The sequence below is a fragment of the Bacteriovorax sp. HI3 genome (assembly GCF_059738875.1).
Map to the genome: position 1 here is coordinate 913,893 of NZ_AP026946.1, position 20,335 is coordinate 934,227.

At 37.1% G+C, this 20,335-nt stretch carries 21 protein-coding genes and 1 other RNA gene; 17 read left to right on the forward strand and 5 right to left on the reverse strand.

What is annotated here, in order from left to right:
* Nucleotides 1–5: 5 nt before the first annotated feature.
* A complete protein-coding gene (locus AC6JA8_RS04420; protein WP_497975938.1) occupies nt 6–725 on the reverse strand; it encodes a cytochrome b/b6 domain-containing protein in 720 nt (239 codons plus the stop codon).
* Between the two features lie 173 nt (nt 726–898).
* On the opposite strand from AC6JA8_RS04420, the gene AC6JA8_RS04425 reads away from it, so the two are divergent.
* A complete protein-coding gene (locus AC6JA8_RS04425; protein WP_497975939.1) occupies nt 899–1,159 on the forward strand; it encodes a PepSY domain-containing protein in 261 nt (86 codons plus the stop codon).
* A 94-nt stretch (nt 1,160–1,253) separates the two neighbouring features.
* Nucleotides 1,254–2,279 (forward strand): class I SAM-dependent methyltransferase, encoded by a 1,026-nt coding sequence (locus tag AC6JA8_RS04430; RefSeq protein WP_497975940.1) that lies wholly within the window; start codon nt 1,254–1,256, stop codon nt 2,277–2,279.
* Here AC6JA8_RS04430 and AC6JA8_RS04435 read toward each other — a convergent pair.
* Nucleotides 2,262–2,735: a 3-hydroxyacyl-ACP dehydratase FabZ family protein gene (locus AC6JA8_RS04435; RefSeq protein ID WP_497975941.1), complete on the reverse strand. Its 474-nt coding sequence runs from the start codon at nt 2,733–2,735 to the stop codon at nt 2,262–2,264. The two genes, AC6JA8_RS04430 and AC6JA8_RS04435, sit on opposite strands and share 18 nt — an antisense overlap.
* A complete protein-coding gene (locus AC6JA8_RS04440; protein WP_497975942.1) occupies nt 2,732–2,977 on the reverse strand; it encodes a DUF3253 domain-containing protein in 246 nt (81 codons plus the stop codon). Before AC6JA8_RS04440 ends, AC6JA8_RS04435 begins: the two co-directional genes overlap by 4 nt.
* Nucleotides 2,978–3,093: 116 nt before the next feature.
* Here AC6JA8_RS04440 and AC6JA8_RS04445 point away from each other — a divergent pair, with 116 nt between their 5' ends.
* From AC6JA8_RS04445 to AC6JA8_RS04460, 4 genes are all read left to right on the forward strand, one after another.
* Nucleotides 3,094–3,525: an OsmC family protein gene (locus AC6JA8_RS04445; RefSeq protein ID WP_497975943.1), complete on the forward strand. Its 432-nt coding sequence runs from the start codon at nt 3,094–3,096 to the stop codon at nt 3,523–3,525.
* Between the two features lie 18 nt (nt 3,526–3,543).
* Nucleotides 3,544–3,914: a transfer-messenger RNA gene (ssrA, locus tag AC6JA8_RS04450) on the forward strand.
* Between the two features lie 275 nt (nt 3,915–4,189).
* A complete protein-coding gene (locus AC6JA8_RS04455) occupies nt 4,190–4,552 on the forward strand; it encodes a helix-turn-helix domain-containing protein (protein WP_497975944.1) in 363 nt (120 codons plus the stop codon).
* Nucleotides 4,553–4,563: 11 nt separating this feature from the next.
* A complete protein-coding gene (locus AC6JA8_RS04460) occupies nt 4,564–5,610 on the forward strand; it encodes a tyrosine-type recombinase/integrase (protein WP_497975945.1) in 1,047 nt (348 codons plus the stop codon).
* 41 nt (nt 5,611–5,651) lie between these two features.
* Here the strand turns inward: AC6JA8_RS04460 and AC6JA8_RS04465 are convergent, their stop codons facing one another.
* Both AC6JA8_RS04465 and AC6JA8_RS04470 read right to left on the reverse strand, forming a co-directional pair.
* Nucleotides 5,652–6,920 (reverse strand): DUF6602 domain-containing protein, encoded by a 1,269-nt coding sequence (locus tag AC6JA8_RS04465; protein ID WP_497975946.1) that lies wholly within the window; start codon nt 6,918–6,920, stop codon nt 5,652–5,654.
* 74 nt (nt 6,921–6,994) lie between these two features.
* Nucleotides 6,995–7,402, reverse strand: a complete 408-nt coding sequence (locus AC6JA8_RS04470; protein ID WP_497975947.1) for a hypothetical protein — start codon at nt 7,400–7,402, stop codon at nt 6,995–6,997.
* Nucleotides 7,403–7,561: 159 nt separating this feature from the next.
* Here AC6JA8_RS04470 and AC6JA8_RS04475 point away from each other — a divergent pair, with 159 nt between their 5' ends.
* The 11 genes from AC6JA8_RS04475 (at nt 7,562) to AC6JA8_RS04525 (ending at nt 20,033) form a co-directional block, all read left to right on the forward strand.
* Nucleotides 7,562–7,762, forward strand: coding sequence for a helix-turn-helix domain-containing protein (locus tag AC6JA8_RS04475; protein WP_497975948.1), 201 nt, complete (start codon nt 7,562–7,564; stop codon nt 7,760–7,762).
* 9 nt (nt 7,763–7,771) lie between these two features.
* Nucleotides 7,772–10,189, forward strand: a complete 2,418-nt coding sequence (locus AC6JA8_RS04480) for a type I restriction-modification system subunit M (RefSeq protein ID WP_497975949.1) — start codon at nt 7,772–7,774, stop codon at nt 10,187–10,189.
* Nucleotides 10,182–11,498 carry a restriction endonuclease subunit S gene (locus AC6JA8_RS04485; RefSeq protein WP_497975950.1) on the forward strand — a complete coding sequence of 439 codons (1,317 nt, stop codon included), beginning with the start codon at nt 10,182–10,184 and terminating at the stop codon, nt 11,496–11,498. Before AC6JA8_RS04480 ends, AC6JA8_RS04485 begins: the two co-directional genes overlap by 8 nt.
* A complete protein-coding gene (locus AC6JA8_RS04490; protein ID WP_497975951.1) occupies nt 11,491–14,796 on the forward strand; it encodes a type I restriction endonuclease subunit R in 3,306 nt (1,101 codons plus the stop codon). Before AC6JA8_RS04485 ends, AC6JA8_RS04490 begins: the two co-directional genes overlap by 8 nt.
* Entirely contained in the window at nt 14,793–15,479 is a 687-nt protein-coding gene (locus tag AC6JA8_RS04495) for a M48 family metallopeptidase (RefSeq protein ID WP_497975952.1), read from the forward strand. The genes AC6JA8_RS04490 and AC6JA8_RS04495 overlap by 4 nt, the downstream gene beginning before the upstream one ends.
* 272 nt (nt 15,480–15,751) lie before the next feature.
* Entirely contained in the window at nt 15,752–16,978 is a 1,227-nt protein-coding gene (locus AC6JA8_RS04500; protein WP_497975953.1) for a hypothetical protein, read from the forward strand.
* On the forward strand, nt 16,968–17,978 hold the full coding sequence (locus AC6JA8_RS04505; RefSeq protein WP_497975954.1) for a hypothetical protein: 1,011 nt from the start codon (nt 16,968–16,970) through the stop codon (nt 17,976–17,978). Before AC6JA8_RS04500 ends, AC6JA8_RS04505 begins: the two co-directional genes overlap by 11 nt.
* A gap of 186 nt (nt 17,979–18,164) precedes the next feature.
* Nucleotides 18,165–18,434 carry a hypothetical protein gene (locus AC6JA8_RS04510; protein ID WP_497975955.1) on the forward strand — a complete coding sequence of 90 codons (270 nt, stop codon included), beginning with the start codon at nt 18,165–18,167 and terminating at the stop codon, nt 18,432–18,434.
* Between the two features lie 12 nt (nt 18,435–18,446).
* Entirely contained in the window at nt 18,447–18,779 is a 333-nt protein-coding gene (locus AC6JA8_RS04515) for a hypothetical protein (RefSeq protein WP_497975956.1), read from the forward strand.
* Complete coding sequence (locus AC6JA8_RS04520) at nt 18,776–19,264, forward strand: hypothetical protein (RefSeq protein WP_497975957.1); 489 nt, start codon at nt 18,776–18,778, stop codon at nt 19,262–19,264. The genes AC6JA8_RS04515 and AC6JA8_RS04520 overlap by 4 nt, the downstream gene beginning before the upstream one ends.
* On the forward strand, nt 19,248–20,033 hold the full coding sequence (locus AC6JA8_RS04525) for a HesA/MoeB/ThiF family protein (protein ID WP_497975958.1): 786 nt from the start codon (nt 19,248–19,250) through the stop codon (nt 20,031–20,033). Before AC6JA8_RS04520 ends, AC6JA8_RS04525 begins: the two co-directional genes overlap by 17 nt.
* Nucleotides 20,034–20,335: the final 302 nt, after the last annotated feature.

The following is a 20,335-nucleotide window of genomic DNA, read 5'->3' on the forward strand; positions in this document are numbered from 1 at the left end:
AACCTCTAATCATCGTGTTCATTTTCATGCTCATTTTTTTTGCCTTCATTATCGCCTAAAGAAAGTGTCTTTCCAAAGATTTTTAACTGGCCGGAAGAAGTATCATAATTTTTTACAAGATAAGTCCCGGAACCAACCATGAGAAAAATCAGTAAAAGCGCGACCACTGGTTTATGTCCAGAGATACCGCTTAGGCCATGGTCTGTTTCTTTTTTTCCATGAAGCATTGAGAACGCAATTCCATCGACGTGACGAATGGTGTGGAGAAAAACTCCGGCAACGTGCAAGAGAGTTGTGATTAAAAAAAGATTAGCAAAAAGCTCATGCAAATCTTCGAAAGCTTCCTTGTGCCCCGAAGTCATGATAACTCCGGTGATGGCCAACATGAGGGCCGAAATGAGCATAATGATGGCCGCCCAACTTGAGGCCGGGTTGTGTCCACTCCAACGTTTTTTATCTCCTGAAAACAGACCCTTAAGGTACTCTATGACATCTGTAGGATAGAGGGCAAATGATGAGAATCGCGCATATTTTGTCCCGATCACTCCCCAGATGAGTCTTAGAACTACAAGTAGTCCCAACATGAGGCCTGCAAGCATGTGGTAGGAAAATACAGGGCTTTCATCGTCAACGGTCTTAGCGATCATAAAGGCGAAGACAAAGAGGAAAGCAAAGCTCCAGTGAAAGATTCTAGTAGGTAAGTCGTAGATAAGTTGTTTGCGCATAAGGCCTCCTGATAATAAGAGCATGCCCTAAACTAAGGAAACTTCCATTGTCCAAATGACCTATGAGCATTTATTCAGGCCTTTAGGTCATTTGGCCAATGTGCATTTTTTTGAATGTGGGTAGTTTTAAATCAAACAGAAATCATTCTGTAACAACCAATTCGGAGAATAACATGCGTAACTACTTACTTGCTATTATGAGTCTAATGCTTGCTTCAGGCGTCGCTTTCGCCAAAAAAGACTGCACAGATCAACCAAAAGAGAAATGGATGTCGGAAGCTGACTTCAAAAAGAAAGTTGAGGCCGAAGGTTACACTATCAGTAAATTTAAACAGCCAGGCACTTGTTATGAAATTTACGGGACTAACAAGGAAGGCAAAAAAGTCGAAATTTACTTCAACCCGGTAGATGGCTCTGTGAAGAAAGAGAAATAAACCGTCTTTTATTCGGGCACAGGCCTAAGTCTTGTGCCCGTCTAAGAATTGTAAAAGTCTCATTTCCCCAAAAGTCATTTATGATGGGTCCATCATGAATAAAGAAAAAGTTTTACTTAACTCTCTCGTCACACTTAATTTTTCTAAGTCATTCCTCTATATGTCGGAGTACAAAATGCTTTATCACTTAAACCGTATGATGGAGCCTTTTGTAAAGGCACCTAAAAAAGAGGATGACCCCGCACTGATTAAAATCATGCGTGAAAAAGTCCTGGATCTTTATCTTCAGGATGCAAATAATGTTTTAAATGGGTACTACCCAAAAGACTTATTGTTAAAGTTTGACCCAAAAAACCACTTGCTTCGCCTGCCTAAACTCCTAATGGATTCATTGAGCATTTCCCGTCGAAGAAAAATGGGGAAAACAAAAGACCTGGATTCTGAAATCGAAGCTCCCGATTACATCAAAAGAAATTATCACTTTCAAACGGATGGTTATTTTTCAGATCACTCAGCTTCTCTTTACGAGCATCAAGTGGAAATCCTCTTTAATGGCACGGCCCAAGCGATGAGACGCATGCTGATTGGTCACTTAAAAAAGCGCTTCCCGGAAAAGAAGTTCTTTAAAGTCCTGGAAGTGGCCGCTGGAACAGGGGCGATGAGTGTCGATTTTGTGAAGAGTTTTGACTTTAATGAACTTGTGATCACAGATATTTCTGAACAGTACTTAAACCTCGCTAAAGAAAAAATCACTGATTCTCGCGTGAGCTTTAATGTCGCTAAGGCCGAAGAGCTTCCTTTTAAGGATGGGGAGTTTGACTTGGTTTATAGCGTCTTTTTATTCCACGAAATTCCTCGTCAAGTACGCGACGAGGTTTTCAGGGAATCTTTCCGCGTTTTAAAGAGTGGAGGAGTGGTGGCCTTGTGTGATTCGATTCAAATGGATGATGATTCAAGGTTAAATGAAGTGCTGGATAATTTCCCACGAGATTATCACGAGCCTTTTTACCGCGATTACACGAAATGGGATGTCTCTGAAGCACTCACAAAGAATAACTTCAAAGACATTTCATCGGAGTTTCATTTGCTCTCAAAATATTTTTCAGCGGTTAAAGTCTAGGATGTGAGTGTCGCTGATATTTATCAGCGTAAACTCATTGCTCATGATTTTGTCTTCGCCGACAAAGATGCTCCCTTTGAAGCGAAAGAGCTGCTCATTTTTTTCAATCAAGCGCACATGGATTTCAAGCTTCTCACCTGGGCGAGCAAACTTCTTAAACTTCGAATGATGAACAGAGCGCAAAACTCCCAAAGCATAACCCTTAGTCACTTCTGAATCATAGTCGGCCACAGGCGAGTGGTGTTCAGCAATTAAAAGCCCCGCTGTCTGCGTGGTCATCTCTTGCATCATCGCTCCCGGAACAACGTGCGCACCTGGAAAATGTCCCTGAATGTAGAAGTCTTCAAGGGCCGGAGTTTTTGCAGCGACAATATGTTCACTTGAGTGCTCAAGAACTTTATCCACCAGAAGATAGGGAGCGCGGTGGTGAAGACGTTTATGAATGTTAATACTCATGTAGATTCCTTTTTCTTTAGCCGAATGGGCCCTTTAATATTGGTGTAGTCGATAACTTTTTCTTTCTGCATGATCACGATAAGACTTTCATCCGCGAGCTTCTTGGCAACTTCGCGCACGAGCTCCATTTTTTCTTTATTCTTTTTATCCTCACCAGAGAGCACTTCGCTCGGGCAAATCGTCTTTGGAAAGCGCGTGTTCGTAAGCTCGATAATCTTTTTTCTGATAGCATCTTTATCCATGCCATCATCATAGCGAAAAGATCACCAATGTTGAGGTAGACATTTCCCGGACAGTCTAAGTGTTGTGAAGCTCTCAATTGTCTTTTTTTGAACTAGAGTTCTCTTAAGGAGCTTTTATGACAAAATACCCTCTCGTTTTTAACGCAACCACTAACGCCACCCCAGGACTCAACACAACCTGGGAGTCAAACGCATTTAATCAACTACCTCTCACCGTGGCCATTCCCAAGGAGTTCGAAGGCGAGGGCGGAGGTTATTCACCAGAGGATCTTTATCTCCTGGCCCTCACAAACTGCTTTGTAGCGACGTTTAAGTTTGCCGCCCACAAGTCAGGAGTCACCTTTACGGACCTCAAGGTGGAGACAAAACTTGTCGTTGATATGGATGAAAGCGCACGCCCTATGATGAAGGAATTTTATCTCGATTCTTACCTCTCGGGCGCCAGCAACCCCGAGAGAGCACAGCGCCTCCTCACCAAAATTGAGGGAAGTTGTTTAATCTTAAATTCCGTAAAAACTAAAGTGATTTTTCACCACCATTTGTGCTAAGCTAACCTATCTCTAAATGGGGGTGCACCGGTTTCGACAGGGGGTACTGAAATTTAGTGGGCGTGTCCAGGTTGATCACCACGGTCCTGGTAAAAAGGGGATCAAAAATTAAATGCTGAATCTAACGATTACGGCTATGCTCTAGCTGCTTAATTAATTTAAGCCTAGTCATTGCGGAAGCTACTGCCAATAAAAACAAGTGTAGCAACAGGTCTGTCTCGACTTTAATGAGGCAAGTGAGTAGTCGGGAGTGACACTTTAAAATCACCGAGCTTGTAGGTTCACGAATCTTCTAGTCTTCGTTCTGAGACAATAATTCAGAACTACACACGTAGTCCGCTTTATAGATGGCCTTTTGGACGTGGGTTCGATTCCCACCACCTCCACCATCGGATTTCCGATGGTGGACACCTCTCTTCCTTAAACATTTTTGAAATCAACTACTTCATTACGGTAACTTGCGTTTTGTTTTTGAAAACAAGCCTGTCTAAAACTGTTTAAAACTGTCTCGACGTGGCTATTTGTAGCCAAATCGAAGGCTACAGCAGTTTTAAGAAAACTACTCAATGTAGTCGACCATCAAAAATGAATCATCAAGTCAGCGTAATAAAAAAACTACTCAGTGTAACGGATGAGCAAACTTTTAAGTCAAAAGGAGGAAAACATGACTTTAAAAAGAAAAAAAACTCGCCGTTGTGACAAGAAAACTGAAACACCTGAGGGAAATTTGCTGAAGTACCTACGTGAGTCGCGAAAGCTCTCTATGCGAAAAGCTGCCGATTTAATCGGGACTTCTTCATCAACTGTGAACCATGTCGAAAATGGAAGAAAAGACATTACCACAGGAACTATTCTCAAATTCTTAGATGCGTATGGACATTCCTTTGAGCAGTTTCAGGACATGCTGAAAGGAAATATTATATTACCTCAGCACATTCGATCAGAGTGCATCGACATCGTAAATCGCTTAGATGAACAGAAATTAAAAACGGTTAAGGCTTTTTTAAGCACCTTCTTAGGTCAATAGGGGGGAAGCTTATGGGAATTAAATTTGATGAAAAGACAAATTCTTACGTCGTTACTTACCACCGAAGACATCCAGTAAGTAGGGCTTCAAAAAGTATTAGGAGACAAGGAATTAAGACAAAGGCTGAGGCCGAGAAAATTTACAAAGAACTCATTATTAAATTAAGCGAAAAGTTTAATGAAAATCTTCATCCATTATGGCCAGAGATAGTAGCAAGATTTTTAGAATACTATGCAAATTGTGGTAATGCTAAGAACACCGTTAAAAATTACAAGCAATGTATTGAAGCAAATACCTTTCCCATTTGGAGCAAAAAAAGAATCAATGAATTTTCGACTGGAGAAATAAGAGATTTTATCCAAGAAGATTTGGGAAAGTTTTCTGAAGCCCATAGAAAAAGTATGCTGAAAATCTTACGAGCAGTTTTCAGATACGCTGTTGAGCTAAATATAATTCCACGAGATCCTTGTCCAAAACTTAAATTTAAAAAGAACGAAAAAATAAAAAAAATGCTTACAGAAGATGAGATTAGGATTCTTTTGAGTAGAGCGAGAGAAGAAAATCACGAATGGTTTTATGTTTGGGCCTTAGCTTGTTACACAGGGCTTCGAAACGGAGAGCTTTACGCTTTAAAATGGGAGAGCGTTGATCTTAAAAAACGGATTATCTATATCACTCATTCTTGGAATAAAATAAATGGATTTAAAGAAACTAAATCTGGTGATGATAGGGGTGTGGAAATAGCACCAAGTCTTCTTCCTCTATTAATTGAGCTGAAAGATTTTAATCACTCGGTCTTTGTTCTTCCAAGAATTCGCGATTGGGAAACTGGAACGCAGGCTAAGCCATTAAAGGATTTTTTAAAGACTTTAAATCTTCCTTTAATTCGTTTTCATGATCTCAGGGCTTCTTGGGCAACTATTATGCTCTCAAAAGGAATAGAGTCTATCAAAATAATGTCGATGGGAGGCTGGAAAGATTTGAAAACGATGCAGATTTATATAAGGAAGTCGGGGATAAATATTCAAGGGATAACTGACACATTGAAATTTTTTTAAGACACAAATGCAGATCAATCATTTTTAATATTAAAAGTAGATTATGGTTTTTTTAGTTTTGCCTGTTCCTCGCAAAGCCAGTTCTTAAAACGGGGATCTGATGCATCTCCAGCATAGGTTCCACTTGGTAAGATGACTGTAGTTAGTTCTTTAGTTAGATAAGTAAATTTGGTTTTTGTTGTAGTTATCAAACCTGTTTTTTTGAGGTTAAAAATAAATTGATCTTTGTCTAGATTGTATTCTGCTAACATGCTTTCAAAATTTTTATCATATGTTCGCATGTTTGGATTTTTATTAAGCATATTAATAAAAATCCATTCGAATTTGCTGAGAGGCACAGGTGCCCAGCTTTTAGATGGAGTAAGTTTTGTAAGTGCTTTTTTAGATAGATCGATACCATTGTAATGCCAACCGTTTAAATTGTGATCAAAATTTGCTTTTATTAATGGTGCACATTGTTCACCCTCAAGATCATCCCCAAACACTTCGGGAGGTAGATTAAAATAATATGTTAGTCTCGTGAAAATGACTTCTAATATGTAATGGAGTGGATTTGAATTATTACTCGCTATTAAATCCCACGTGCCTGGAGAATATTCACCAGATGAAAATGGCATTCCATTTAATTTTATAAGAGTATTTTGTCCTGAAATAATTAAAGAGGGAAGTGCTGTTGGAGAATAACCTTTATGATCAATATTTTCTTCAATAATGCTTAAAAAGGCATCTCGTAATCCCTTTTCTGTTTTATGACCATTATATCCAATGATAATTTTCAATGGAGTTACTGCTTCTATTGTTAATACATGAGACATCATGATTTCAAATGGAGTATACCCATCATATTTTTTATTTTCTGGAGGAAGTTCTTTTATGATGGCTTTGAATGAATCTAAAAAAAGATTTGAAGGTGTGTCTTTTGAAGGAAGATAATTATCAATGTTCTGAAATAATGCTAAAGCATCTTCTAGATCAGACTTGGTTAATTCTTTCTTTACTTCGAAAATGGCAATAACCTGATTTATATGAACAACATAATCTGAAGTGTTAGGTATTAATTCAGTTGTACCCGTCACAAGCATGCAATCTATTTGCTTAGATTTACTATTGTTTTTATCATCGATTATAAACCCAGATACGACATTTAGATTTAATTCAGGAAAAAAACTAGCCGTTTTCGAGATAATTTTACTTGTTAATCCTTCATACATTTTGCCAATAGTTGGTGCATGATTAATAGGGTATTCATCTTGAATCTTCTTTTCTACGGCAACTAACTGTGACAATAATTCTTCAATGTTTTTTATCAAATTTGGTTCCTTAATTTTATATAATAATTAGTCATTGCGTATTTGAAAAAAAAACAAAAAATTAAAATGCATGTTTATAGCTTATATTTTAATAATTCTGTTTTCATTTGAGCACTTGGTGATTGAGATGAATATCCAGAATTGTCATTCCAAGATGAGGACTCAAGCCAGTTAGTGGCTCGTCCGGTTATTTCAACAAGCTCATCATGCGGAAGAAGATAAAAATCATTTGCAAGTGGGAATGCTATCCAAATATCTTTACCTATATATTTCTTATCTATAGTTACTCTTCCTTTTAGCTGGACTCGTAGAATATCAAGGCCGTTAAAATGAACAGCTATAAAATCAGCGGATTCAAAATCCACATTTAACCAATTTGTTGCAAATCCATATTCGACAAGGATTGAACTTATTTTTTGAAAATTATAAGTTTCTTTGGCTCGACTGTTTAAATCTTCGTATTTTATCTTTGTTAATTTCATGCAATTTATGTTTCGGAATAATTTGAACTTTTCTTGACTAATTTTGTTTGATTTTAATTGTTTTAATCATGGTTATTACTTGTATTTAGTTGTCACATAAATATATTTATTTCATAATTATAAACACTTACATTCTTTTTAATTATCACGGAGAAGATAATGAATCTGGAAATCACGGATAGATGGTTATCTGTTCTAGAAGTCGCTCATTATTTAGGAATTTCTAAGGAAACAATCTATCGCTGGCTTGAGGCAGAAAAAATTCCTGCTCATAAAATTGGCAAACAATGGAAGTTTCAAATTTCTGAAATTGATACATGGATTAAATCCGGACAAGCATCAAACAATAAACTCATATAGGAATATAAAATGTTAACTCTTTCTCAACTAGAATCACATCTACTTCAAGCTGCCGACATTCTCCGTGGGAAAATGGACGCTTCAGAATTTAAGAATTATGTCTTTGGAACACTTTTTTTAAAGCGTCTTTCCGATCAATTTGAAGTTGAGCAAGAGAAAAGAAAAGCAAAGTATGAAAAAGCTAAATTAGCGCCTGCCCAACTTAAAAAAGAATTAGAAAATCCAATCCACTATACTTACTACGTTCCTGAATCAGCTCGTTGGGAAGCCATCAAATACCATACAAAGAATGTGGGGAGTGAGCTTAATAAAGCCTTGTCGGCAATTGAGAAGGCTAACGAGAAAAAAATTGAAGAGGGGATTTTATCAAGTATCGACTTCACAAAAAAGATTGGTAAAGCATCTATTCCGAATGAGCGAATCAAAGAGTTCGTCGATCACTTTGATAAATTCAGGCTCCGTGATGAAGATTTTGAATTTAGTGATCTTATGGGTGCGGCTTATGAATACTTAATTAAATACTTCGCCGACTCAGCAGGGAAAAAAGGTGGAGAGTTCTATACACCATCAGAGGTAGTGAATCTTATTACGAAACTTCTTCGTCCGGAAGAAGGTATGGAGATTTATGACGGAGCTGCTGGTTCAGGAGGTATTCTCATTCAGATGAAGCAATTTGTTGAAGAGAATGGCGGAAATTCTAATAACCTCAGTCTATATGGCCAAGAAGATAACGGTGGAACTTGGGCTATTGCAAATATGAACATGATTCTTCATGGCGTGAAGAACTATAAGATTGAGCAAGGGGATACAATTAAAGACCCAAAAATCTTAGATACAAAAAGAAATGCGATTAAAACTTTTGACCGCATTGGAGTAAATCCTCCATTTTCTCAAAACTACGATACGACAGATATGAAGTTCAAAGATCGCTTCGATGCTTTTACACCTGAAAAGAAAAAAGCCGACTTCATGTTTTTTCAACATTTCGTCTCATCTCTCAAGGATGATGGGAAAATGGTTTGTGTAATGCCTCACGGTGTTTTATTCCGTGGAGGGAAAGAAAAAGAAGTAAGAGAGAAAGTCATTAACAACGGACTTCTTGAAGCTGTGATTGGACTTCCAGCAGGCCTTTTTTACGGAACAGGGATTCCTGCTTGTCTTCTCGTTGTAAATAAAAAGGGAAAGGAAAAAAGAAAAGACCTGTTTATTATCAATGCTGACCGAGAGTTCAAAGAAGGAAAAAACATGAACTCCCTTCGAGCAGAAGATATTTCTAAAATTGTAAGAGTCTATGAAACAAAAGAAGAAATTGCAGGGTATTCTAGGATTGTTTCTAGGGAAGAAATTAAAAAGGAAGAATATAACCTCAACATCAGAAGATATGTTGATAATAGTCCAGCTCCTGAACCTCAAGATGTGAAGGCTCACCTTCAAGGGGGAGTTCCTAAGTCAGAATGGACGAAGGATTTATTTGATCTATATAGAATTAAGCCTGAAGTCATTTTTGAAAGTAAGGACAAGGATTACTATTCTTTTAAGAAAGAAATTAGAACGAAGGATTCAGTAAAAGAAGCTGTGATTACAACGAAGGCCTTTGAACAAGTAAGAGCAGATCAGACAGCTACCCTCGTAAAGTGGTTTAAGACATACTCAAAAAGTATTGATGGACTACGAACTGGAACGAAACCGCACGAGCTAAAAAATCTAGGTGAGAAGTCCCTACAAAAAGCTTTTGAAAATAATGGAACACTTGACCCTTATCAAGTCCTTGGAATTTTTTCTAACTTTTGGACAAACTTGAAGTATGACTTCAAGACACTTGTTGAGCATGGTTGGAGTCCTGTTCTCATTGATTCTGAAGCAATTAAACAGGCCCATTTCAAAAATGAGTTAAGTGAACTTGAAGCATTGAGAAGTAAAAACTCGGAGATTGTGTCAGAACTTGATGAAATGCTTATCAATGAAGACGAAGAAGCATCAGGGGAAGACGGAGAAGAAGAGTCTGAACCAGAAACAAAAGATAAAGTTCTAAAAAAACAACTTGATGCTCTTAAGGCTGATAAGAAAGCTGATAAAAAAGAAATTGAAAGAATCACTGAAGAACTTAAAAAAATCAAAGATAAAAAAGACGAGCTTAAAAAACATACTGCCTTGATTTCAAAAACGGAAAAAGAGCTAGATGGGAAAGTTGAAGATTTTAGAAGCAAACTTACTGAAGCTCAGGCTAAAGAACTTATTCTTGATAAATTTTTAGCTGAATTTAAGAAGATTCTGGATGGCTATCTCTCAGAGGGGGAGCAGAAAATTCTTGTCGCTCTTGAGATTTTTTATTCTAAATATAGTACAACACTGAGTTTAATTAAAAACAGTAGAGATAACGAAGCTCAGAAGCTTAATAGCTTTATGAAGGAGCTTGGGTATGAGTAAGTATCCTTCAGAGCCATTCGCGAACTTTATTGATAAAATAATAGATTTTCGAGGAAGAACCCCAAAGAAACTTGGGATGGATTGGGGAGGAGGAGAAATTCGTGCCCTCTCGGCTAACAATGTAGAAATGGGAAAAATTAACTTCGAGAAGGAGTGCTATCTTGGAAGTGAAAAACTTTATAATAAATGGATGAATAGAGGTGATTGTTCTGAGTCTGATGTTGTGATGACCATGGAAGCTCCTCTCGGTAATATTGCACAGATACCTGACGACAAGAAGTACATTCTTAGCCAGAGGACAGTGCTTTTTAAAACAAAAAAAGAGAAAATATTAAACGATTACTTCTATTACCTGCTTTCCGGTGATGAATTTCAACGAGAACTCCAGAATAATGCGACAGGAACGACAGCCAAAGGGATTCAGCAGAAAAAATTATTGAAGATAGATATTTCAGCCCCCAAGTCTCTTAACAAACAAAAAAAGATTTCAGCTATTCTAAAGTCTGTTGATAAGTGCATTACCCAAACCGAAGAAACGATATCAAAACTTCAAAAAATTAAAACGGGTTTGATGCAAGACCTCTTTACGAGAGGCGTGGATGCGAATGGAAAACTTCGTCCTAGCTATGATGAAAAACCTGAACTTTATAAATCGTCTCCCCTTGGAATGATTCCGAAAGAATGGGATTGTCCAAAAATCGTTGATATTAAAGTATGTTTGATTGATGGTGATCGTGGACCAAACTATCCAAAATCTGATGACCTCAAGGCCTCTGGTTACTGCCTTTTCCTGAATGCAGGTAATGTAACTCAATCAGGATATGATTTTAGTGAGTGTCAATTCATTACGAAAGAAAAGGATAATGTCCTAAGAAAAGGGAAGGTTCTTAAAGGCGATATTGTTCTTACAACTCGTGGGACAGTAGGAAATATGGCGATTACTTCAATTGATACACCTTTTGAAAATATAAGAATTAACTCAGGGATGATAATTCTTCGCAATGAAGAGAAAAGATTAAAAACTGATTTTTTGTATCATTCACTTGATAAGTACATCTTTCAAAAAGAATTTATAAAATTAGTTTCAGGTTCAGCACAGCCCCAACTACCTGTTGCAGATTTTAAAAAGTTTCCTGTTCTGATTCCTGGCGAGATTGAGCAAGATGAGATTTTAAAGAAGATTAACTCGTTTTCGGCAACGCTAGATGAAGAGTTTAAATTTCTTAGAAAATTACAAAAAGCGAAGAATGGTTTAATGCAAGACCTCTTAACAGGGAAAGTGGAGGTAAAGGTGGACAAGGATGAGTAATCAAGAAAATCAACCAGAGTATATCTATGTTGAAAGGCCCACCTTAGTCCAACTTGAAAAACAAGGATGGAAAATCCATGAACTCGATATGTTTGGGCAAAAACCTGAAGAGAGTTTTCGTGAAAATTTCGACGAAATTGTAATCAAGTCCGAATTAGTGGCAGCCATCAAGGTTATCAACAAAGATGAAAGTGGACAGTGTTTTGTCACTGATAATCAGATAGAAGATCTAATTCAAGATCTAACAAGCCCAGAAAGAAAATCACTTTTGGCCCTTAATGAAGAAATCACAAAAAGTTTTATTCAGTCTTATCCGACGATTGGTAAGAGTGAATTGAATAGTGAGGAAGGAAGGCCTGTTAAATTTATTGATTATGAAAATTGGGATAAAAACCGTTTCTTAGCCATTTCTCAGTATCAATTAAAATCACCGAATGGAAATATCTTTCCTGATATAACGTTGTTTGTGAATGGAATCCCTTTATGTGTGATTGAGTGCAAGCACGCTAAAGGTATTGATTCAGACCCCATTTATACAGGAATTGAAGATTTAAGAATGTACCAAGGGATAGGTACGAATCTTAACGAAAGTATCAAAACGAGTAATGAGCGTTTCTTTTGGTATAATCAGATTCTTATTTCTTGCTCTCAAGATTCAGCCTTCTATGGAACGATTGGAGCAATGGCCGAACACTTTAACGAGTGGAAAACTATTCACCCATCTGAAACGCCTTATAAGATAGGAGTAAAACAGAACCGAAGAGAAGAGTTAGTTCAAGGTATGCTCACTCCTCAAAACTTTCTCGACATTATTTATCACTTCAATCTTTTTATGGATATTGAGACAGCAGATGGCGGAAATATAAGGGTTAAAACTCTTTGTCGCTATCAGCAGTTTAGAGCAGTTTCAAAAGCTATTGTTCGGCTTGAATCAGATAAGCCGAAAGAAGAAAGATCAGGTGTTATCTGGCATACTCAAGGGAGTGGTAAATCTCTTACGATGGTTTTTCTTGTTAAAAAACTTCGTTCACATGAAAAATTAAAAAAACTCAAAGTTGTTATGGTAACAGACCGTCGTGACCTAGATAAGCAACTTGGTGATACCGCAGTTCTTACAGGTGAGAAGCCTGTTCTGGTTAAAAAGATTTCTGAAATCCCAGAGAAACTTGGAAATACGACGAATAATATCGTCATGTCCACAATTCAGAAGTTCCTAGGAAAAGACGATGATGCGGATGATGAAGATGAAGTTCTTGAAGATGAAAATGAGGCAGAAGAATATCCTGAAATTAATGATAGCCCTAATGTCTTAATTGTCGTCGATGAGGCCCACAGAACTCATAACTCTTCTCTTGGTGTTCGCTTAAATGCGGCTTTTCCCAATGCGGTGAAGATAGCTTTTACTGGTACACCACTTATAAGTGATAAGCATAAAAAGAAAACCCTTCAAACCTTTGGGAATGATAACGATTATATTGATAAATATAAATTCGGTGAGGCCATAGCTGATGGTGCAACACTCGCAATCCTTTATGAGGGTAAAACTGTTAAGAAGGGAAAAATCAATCAGCAAGATTTTGAAGATGAATTTGAGGAGATGTTCTCAGATAAAACGCCTGAGGAATTAGAGCGAATTAAGAAAAAATATGGGACAGAGGGAGATGTGCTTGAAGCCGAAAGTCGTATTAAAGCCATCTCTAAAAGTATTGTAAAGCATTATGTAGAAAGCATTTTACCAAATGGATTTAAGGCTCAAGTGGTAGCGTCTTCAAGAATTGCGGCCTATCGCTATTCTGTTTTTATCAACGAAGAACTTAAGAAATATCTTTCTGAACATAAAAATGATGACGAGATGACTGATAAGACAAAAGAACGACTTGGCATTGCGAAAGCAATACTCATTGTTTCTAGTCGTGGAAAACCGACAAAAAAGCAACAAGGGACGCGCAGTCTTTCTATAGAGCAAAAAGAAAAACAGGAGAAAGAAGATAAACTGATCGAAGGTTCAAAGTCGAAACTTTCAATTGTAGATCAGACTTTTAAAAAAGCATTTAACCCAGAAAAACCTGATACGGGTGTATGCTTTCTGTGTGTGAAGGATATGCTTCTTACTGGCTTTGATGCTCCCATTGAACAAGTTATGTATATTGACAAGCGAATGGTTGAACACAATCTTCTTCAGGCTATAGCGAGGGTAAATCGAAAGAGCAAAGGGAAATCAAGAGGATTTATTGTCGATTATATTGGAATCACGGAACATCTGGTCGATGCTTTAAAGATTTATTCTGATGAAGATGTAAAAGACATAAAAAATACTTTTATTAAAAAAGAAGAAGAAATTCCTACGCTTGAAGCAAGATACCGAGCGATTATTCAGATTTTTGATAAGTCCTCAACAAATAAGTTTAAAGAATTTATAGAAGGAAAAATAAAACATCCTGATGAAATAAATGAGGTGAATATTATCTGTCTTGATCACCTCCATGAACCAGACACAAGAGGGAAATTTGAATTAGTGTATAAGGCTTTTTTAGAGAGCCTTGATATTCTCATGCCGGATAAGGCTTGTGCTCCATACTTGAGGCCAGCCGGAAGAACTGGCCAACTTCTTGTTGATGCAAAACGAACCTATGAAAGAAGAAATCCGACAACCGTGATGGGGGCGGGTGAGAAAGTTAAAAATCTCATCAACAAGTTCTATAAAGCTCAGGGGGTGGATGACGCTATTGCTCCTGTTGAAATCACGGATAAAGAAAAATTCAAGAATGAAACAAATAGCACTGGAAGCAAAAGAACTCGTGCCAAAGCAAAAGTTGGTGGACTAAGGAAACATATTAAGGACAATTTTGCCAAAGACCCTTCAAGATACAAAAGACTAAGTGAGAAGTTGGAAGAAATTTTAAAGAAATACGAAGATAATTGGGATGAGCAAATCGCTCTCCTCGACGAACTGATTGATGAAGTTGATTCTGGCAGAAAAGATGTCGTGCTTGACCCGATTAAGGACAGATTTCTTGATCTCTTTAATGACAGGGTTAAAGAACTATCGAATGGACAAGAGCTTAGTGGTTCGTATGTGACATTTGTAAACACCGTTGTCGAACACATAATGAGTAAAACGAGAGAGATTAAAGATTTTTGGAATCCTACGCACATTCAAAATCAAAATGCTCTTGAGTCTGAAATTCAGGATTTATTTTTAGAGTTATGTCCAGAACTCTTTGACCAGAAAGAACAAGTGACTAAAGAGTTACTAAAACTTGCTAGAGAATTAGCCCAGAATGGGGACTTACAATGAGTGAGAATTTTGAAAAACGTAATATAGGAAAATTTGAGTTTCATCTTGTGAGACAGAACCGCAAGGCTCCAAGTATTTTACGAGATGCGAAGGACAATATCTGGGTTTATGTGAATGAAACCTACTCGGATTCAGATGTTGAAATTTTTGTACAACGAAGTTCTGTTCAGATAGCGAAACTCATGGAACCCAAAATTAAATTGAGTTTTGATGAAAATGAGATCGTAGACAGAGAAGAGTTTTTGTTTTTGGGTAACTCATATCAACTTCTTATTACTGATAATGTCAAAAATGATTTCAATTTTGATGGGAGAAATTTTAACTTAAACCACAATGCAATAACTGTTGGGAAAAATCTGATTAAAGATTTTTATATACGAGAGGCTAACGAAAGACTTTGTCATAAGAAAACTGATTATAAAAAAATTGTTGGAAAAGATGCAAAAGACATTTTCGTTTGTGAGTTACAAGATAAATGGGGAGTTTGTACTCCTTCAGGAGTTATTAAGATAAATTGGAAAGCGATAATGCTTCCAGAAAAACTTTTTAACTATATCCTTGCTCATGAATATACCCATCTAGTTCATTTAAATCATTCTGCGAGCTTTTGGCATTGTCTTGAGACACTAATTGAAGATAGTAAGCATCTTGATAGAGAATTAGAAAAATACTTCATGGATTAAAAGCTGACTGAAATGCTCGGCCTATATCTTCTTACTTTATTTCGGCTATCGAACCAGTGCACTTGACTCATAACCAAAAGAACTGAAATAATCAGGATAATATTAACAATGCCCTTAAACACGGAATGCTTGGCGGCTTAGTGAATAAGGGCAAATTAGAGAGTCGAAACTCTTATCATTATGAATGTTGTGCTTAAAGAATCCATGATATTTCAAAAAATGACAAGAAATTTTTTCGAACTCTTGCGACAACGATTGTCGGAGGGATTTTCATGGATACAGAAGTACAAAAGGTTCGAAATGTAATTAAGATTGTGGAAGATAACCTCTCAGGAAGCAAGCAGCTTCCTGAGCATGGTTTTCCAATTAACCCTGTATTCTTAACAGAAGCAGTTCATGCTGTCTCTATCAATGGTCTAAAAAAACTAGCTCAAAAATTTTCTCCAACTCAAGTATTCCCTCTTATATATGATTTAAATGCAGATGAGTGTGATGTTGCCGTTCAGCGTATCAATGATTTGAAAGAAGAAATCGACTATGGCTTACTCTTGTCTATTGGTTGGATACATCGACTTGCTTTGACAAATGGAACAGAACATTTTGAGAATAAAAACATTATGTGCTCCTCGGAGGAAGAACTCGGAGAATTTCTATCTAGATGCCTTTTAGATCATACAGACGTATTTTATGAAGTGGTCAATCGTATCGTTGGGGACGAGTTTTACAAGGGGACATCATTTGCAATGTTTAAATGCAATAAGCCCAGAACGCAGATAATAAAAATCCCATTTGATAGTAATTTAAAAACAGAATTTGAAAGTGATCTTAAGGAGCATTTAAAGGAAACAGGATGCGGCGATTTTTGTAATTTACTTCCCAATAATTACGGAAAGAATAACGGGATTTATGTCGAACGAGGCGGAAAACGAAATGGAAAACCAGTAATTGATTTGCATGAGAAGGCTTGTTCTCGAAGAGATCGTCCTCGTAAAACCGATATTGCTTTTTATGAAGTATCAACTCATTGTTTATGGATGTCGGCAAAAGGGAAACATGACATCTTGAAATATAAAATGTTGATGGGAGAAAAACTTTTTGGAGACCCAACAGCATTTAAAACTCAAGTCGGATTCAAGTTGAACTTTGTTAGAACAGATGATTTGTCTGGAATGATTCAAACGGTACTTCAAGGAAGAATTACAAAAATAAAAATTAAGAAAGTTGTTTTCAAATCCAATTCTCAATCAAAAAAAGAACAAAAATTTACAGCAGTAAGAAATGGTTGCTTGCTCGAAGACTCTTCATTCATGCAAGAACGAATGGATGCAGGAATTCCATGTTCAATTCTCATCGAAATTGAATTCAATAATAATCCTAAAATGCGTGACAAGATAACGTTTGGAGAATCAACGCTCAAGACAGGAAACTTAATTCGCGAGGAAGAGATGGTTGCAATTCTTTATGGCTTAGGAATCATGGAAAAAAGTTATGATGCCTGATAAATTTGAAAACATTTCAAGACTATCTCTTTTGAGTAGTGCCCATCTTGTGCATTCGTCGGTCTTTTTCGATTTTTTTGGGGATGAAGTGACTAAGAGCTTAATTCGTGATGGCGTATTGAAATCGATTGAATGGGTCCAGCTAGATGGAACAAGCTTGAGCCTTTCACTAGATGGAATAGAAAAAAGCTTCTGGATTAATCTCAGGGACGACAAGATTTTTTTTGAACCAGAGGATGGTGTAGGTGAACCTTTTGAGAAAGCACTAGGCTTTGAGAAATTTGTTTCTATTGATAAAGGGGCATTGGCCAGAAAACTATTTCAGGAAAATGGTTTTAGTTTTGATAGCTCTGAAATTTCTGACGGGAATATATTTTGGGGAAGTAGAACGATATCTGGAATAAAAATTATCTGGTGTATTTCATTCTCTAAGAATACCTCATTAGTGCCTGTTTTAAGGGATGCACTTCAAAAAACTTCTGCGAAAGTGTGTCTCTTTACGTCACCATTATTTGAAGTGGTGTCTTTTGAGCCTATAATCGTTTCGGTATTACTTCCCGAGATAAAGGAGTCTTGGATTATTCCACCAAGTTCATATTTAAAAAGCAAATTTCATTTTAAATCGCAGGACTATTTGGGAATTGTTCCCTCTCAACCATTAATGATAGACCGAGTAGAAAAAATTATTTATGTATTTGGTGTAAGAATCAACGACAAGACTGACGATCGAATTTACAAATATGTTGATACGTTGGCTAGATACGCTCAATCAAGCGAAGTTACACATGATCATTTTGCATATAACTTATTAAAGATTAGTCGCAATCAATCTTCTCAGGGATATATTGGGGATTTGAGAAGCAAAATTAAGAAAAAAATAGAAGATAAAATTTCAGATATTGAAAAACAAAAAATTGCATTGCAATCATTGTATGAACAACCAAGAGATGGGGCTGTTCGATGCAATTTTTCACCAGAGGATATTTATTTTTGGGAGTAATGCTAGTTCATTTGCTATAGAGAAAAACCAGTGTTATCAGTTGCTTACACACCCTTGTTCTTCCCCCTTAAAAGTATAGAGTCCAATCTACTATAGTTAAAGCCAGAGAAAAATACTTCGATCCGATTCATCCTATGGATATATCCAAGGCAACGGTGCTTTGGAAAATTCATAGGAGGTTAATCTATGAATCAGTTAGATAAAAAAAATTGCGAAATCAAGTCCCCTCGAAAAATTGAAGAACTTGTTGAGTTCTCAGTCGGCGAGAAGAAGTTTTATCTGCCACAAGGATTTTATCTTGTGAAAGATTTAAAACGTCTTGCTGGAGTTCCTGAATGTCACCTTTTTGCTGAAATCAGAGACGGAAAAGTAGATGAGAAGCCGAGTGACGATGCTACTCACATCTGCGGTGGCGAAAAGTTTTGTTCATATCCTGGCAAGGGTGATGCGTCTTAAGGAGGAAGTATTATGAGCTTTGAACAACAAGTAGAGGCCGTGAGAATTATTACTGGCCTTGAGAAGATAGAAGTGAAAACAGAAGCTGGGTGCAGATTTTTATATCTGCCTCAGTTCTTCAAAACTAAGAGCGGAGAATTAGTGGATTGCCTTTTTGCTTGTGATACCCATCAAGGCTATTCCAATCGTCTATGGTTTGCAAAAGATTTATCATGCGAAATTCAAGCGAATTGGAATCATAAAAATTTTTGTATTATTGGGCGATTATGGTCAGCTTTTTCGATGAAGGGTAAAGGTGCAACTCTCTCTGAAATTCTCCTCTCTCACTTGGCAGGTGCACGATGAGAGCACACTTTAGCAAAGGCCTTTTTGAGGAGATAACTAAAGACTTAATTCGACCCCACACTTTCGCGTTTGAACGAGTGGGGTATGTCCTCGGTGACATTAAAGAGGGTACCCTTATTTTAAATGAATGGATGAAATTTGAAGATTTTTTCTACGAAGACAATGATGAAGTTGGTGCACGGATTGGTGGAGAAGGGATGACTTTTTTGATGAGAAAAGTTGTTAGTTCAAAAAACCTTTTTTTTCACACTCATTTGCATGATTTTCAGGATGTCCCAACATTCAGCGGGGTAGATATTAGGTCATTGCTTGAAGTAACGCCATCGCTGTTCGATTTTTCAGGGATGGGTCCTCATGGTGCACTACTTATAGGAAGAGAGTCTTCAAGGCTTATTTGGTGGGACGAGCGATGTTGTAAAAGAAAAAATGAACTAATTATTGATTGCGGCCTTGGGCCAAGGAGTGAGTATGAAAGAGAGAAATAGCAGACAATCCTTTTTGGGGGAAAACTTTGATTATGCGATGGCGGAAGTTCGAGTTGGTATTGTAGGGTATAGTGGTGGTGGTTCTCATACGGGCCAGTCACTTGCTCACTATGGATTTAAAAAGTATTTTATTTGTGACCCTGATGTATTTGAGGAATCAAATATTCATAGGCTAATTGGTAGTTACTACGAGGACATCATAAATAAAACAGTCAAGGTAGATATTGCAGAAAGAGTTATTAAGAGCATTGCCGGCGATGCTGATGTCATAAAGGTTCAGAAGCAATGGCAAGAATGTATTGATGACCCACGATTTCGTGAGTGTAAAATTATCTTTTCTGGACTTGATGATTTTGCAACACGAGTTCAACTTGAAAGTTTTTGCCGTAGGCATGGAATCATCATGATTGACATTGGAATGAGTGTGAAAAAATCGGGCGATTATTATTTTAGTATGGGGCAAGTTGTGATGAGCCATCCTTATGGGCCTTGCTTTAAGTGTTTAAATTTTATTACGGATAAAGATTTAGAGTTAGAAGCGTCCAGATACGGGGCAGTGGGGATTCGTCAGCAAGTAGCTTCTATTAACGGTATTCTTTCAAATGTAGCAGTCTGCCTAGGAATTGAATTGTTAAGCGGTTGGACGGGAAGTGAGAGGTTTGCTTTTTACAAGATGCTCGATGGGAATATTTTGAATTTAATGGATCATCCCAAAGTTGAAGAATTTTCATCAAAGAGATGCGTATGCTCACATTATTCTGAATCATGAATACTTTTTTAAAACTTTGCAGTAAGAGTAAGATCAGTTAAACCTGACTGGTCTTACTTTTTTCATGGGATTAACCCCTGCCCACATTGCTAGTTCCAAGTCATCTTCACACTGCCAATGCAAGGTAATAAAAATTCTAACATGCTTATCGGGACACATCGTTTCCCGATAAGCATGTTGGACCTTTGTCAGAAATAAACTTATTCAAATAGAATATTCAAAAAATTAAGACTTCATCGGATTAGCCTGAAACATTTTAGTGCTGGTACTGTTAAGTTTCGTGCATGAATCAATGAATTGCA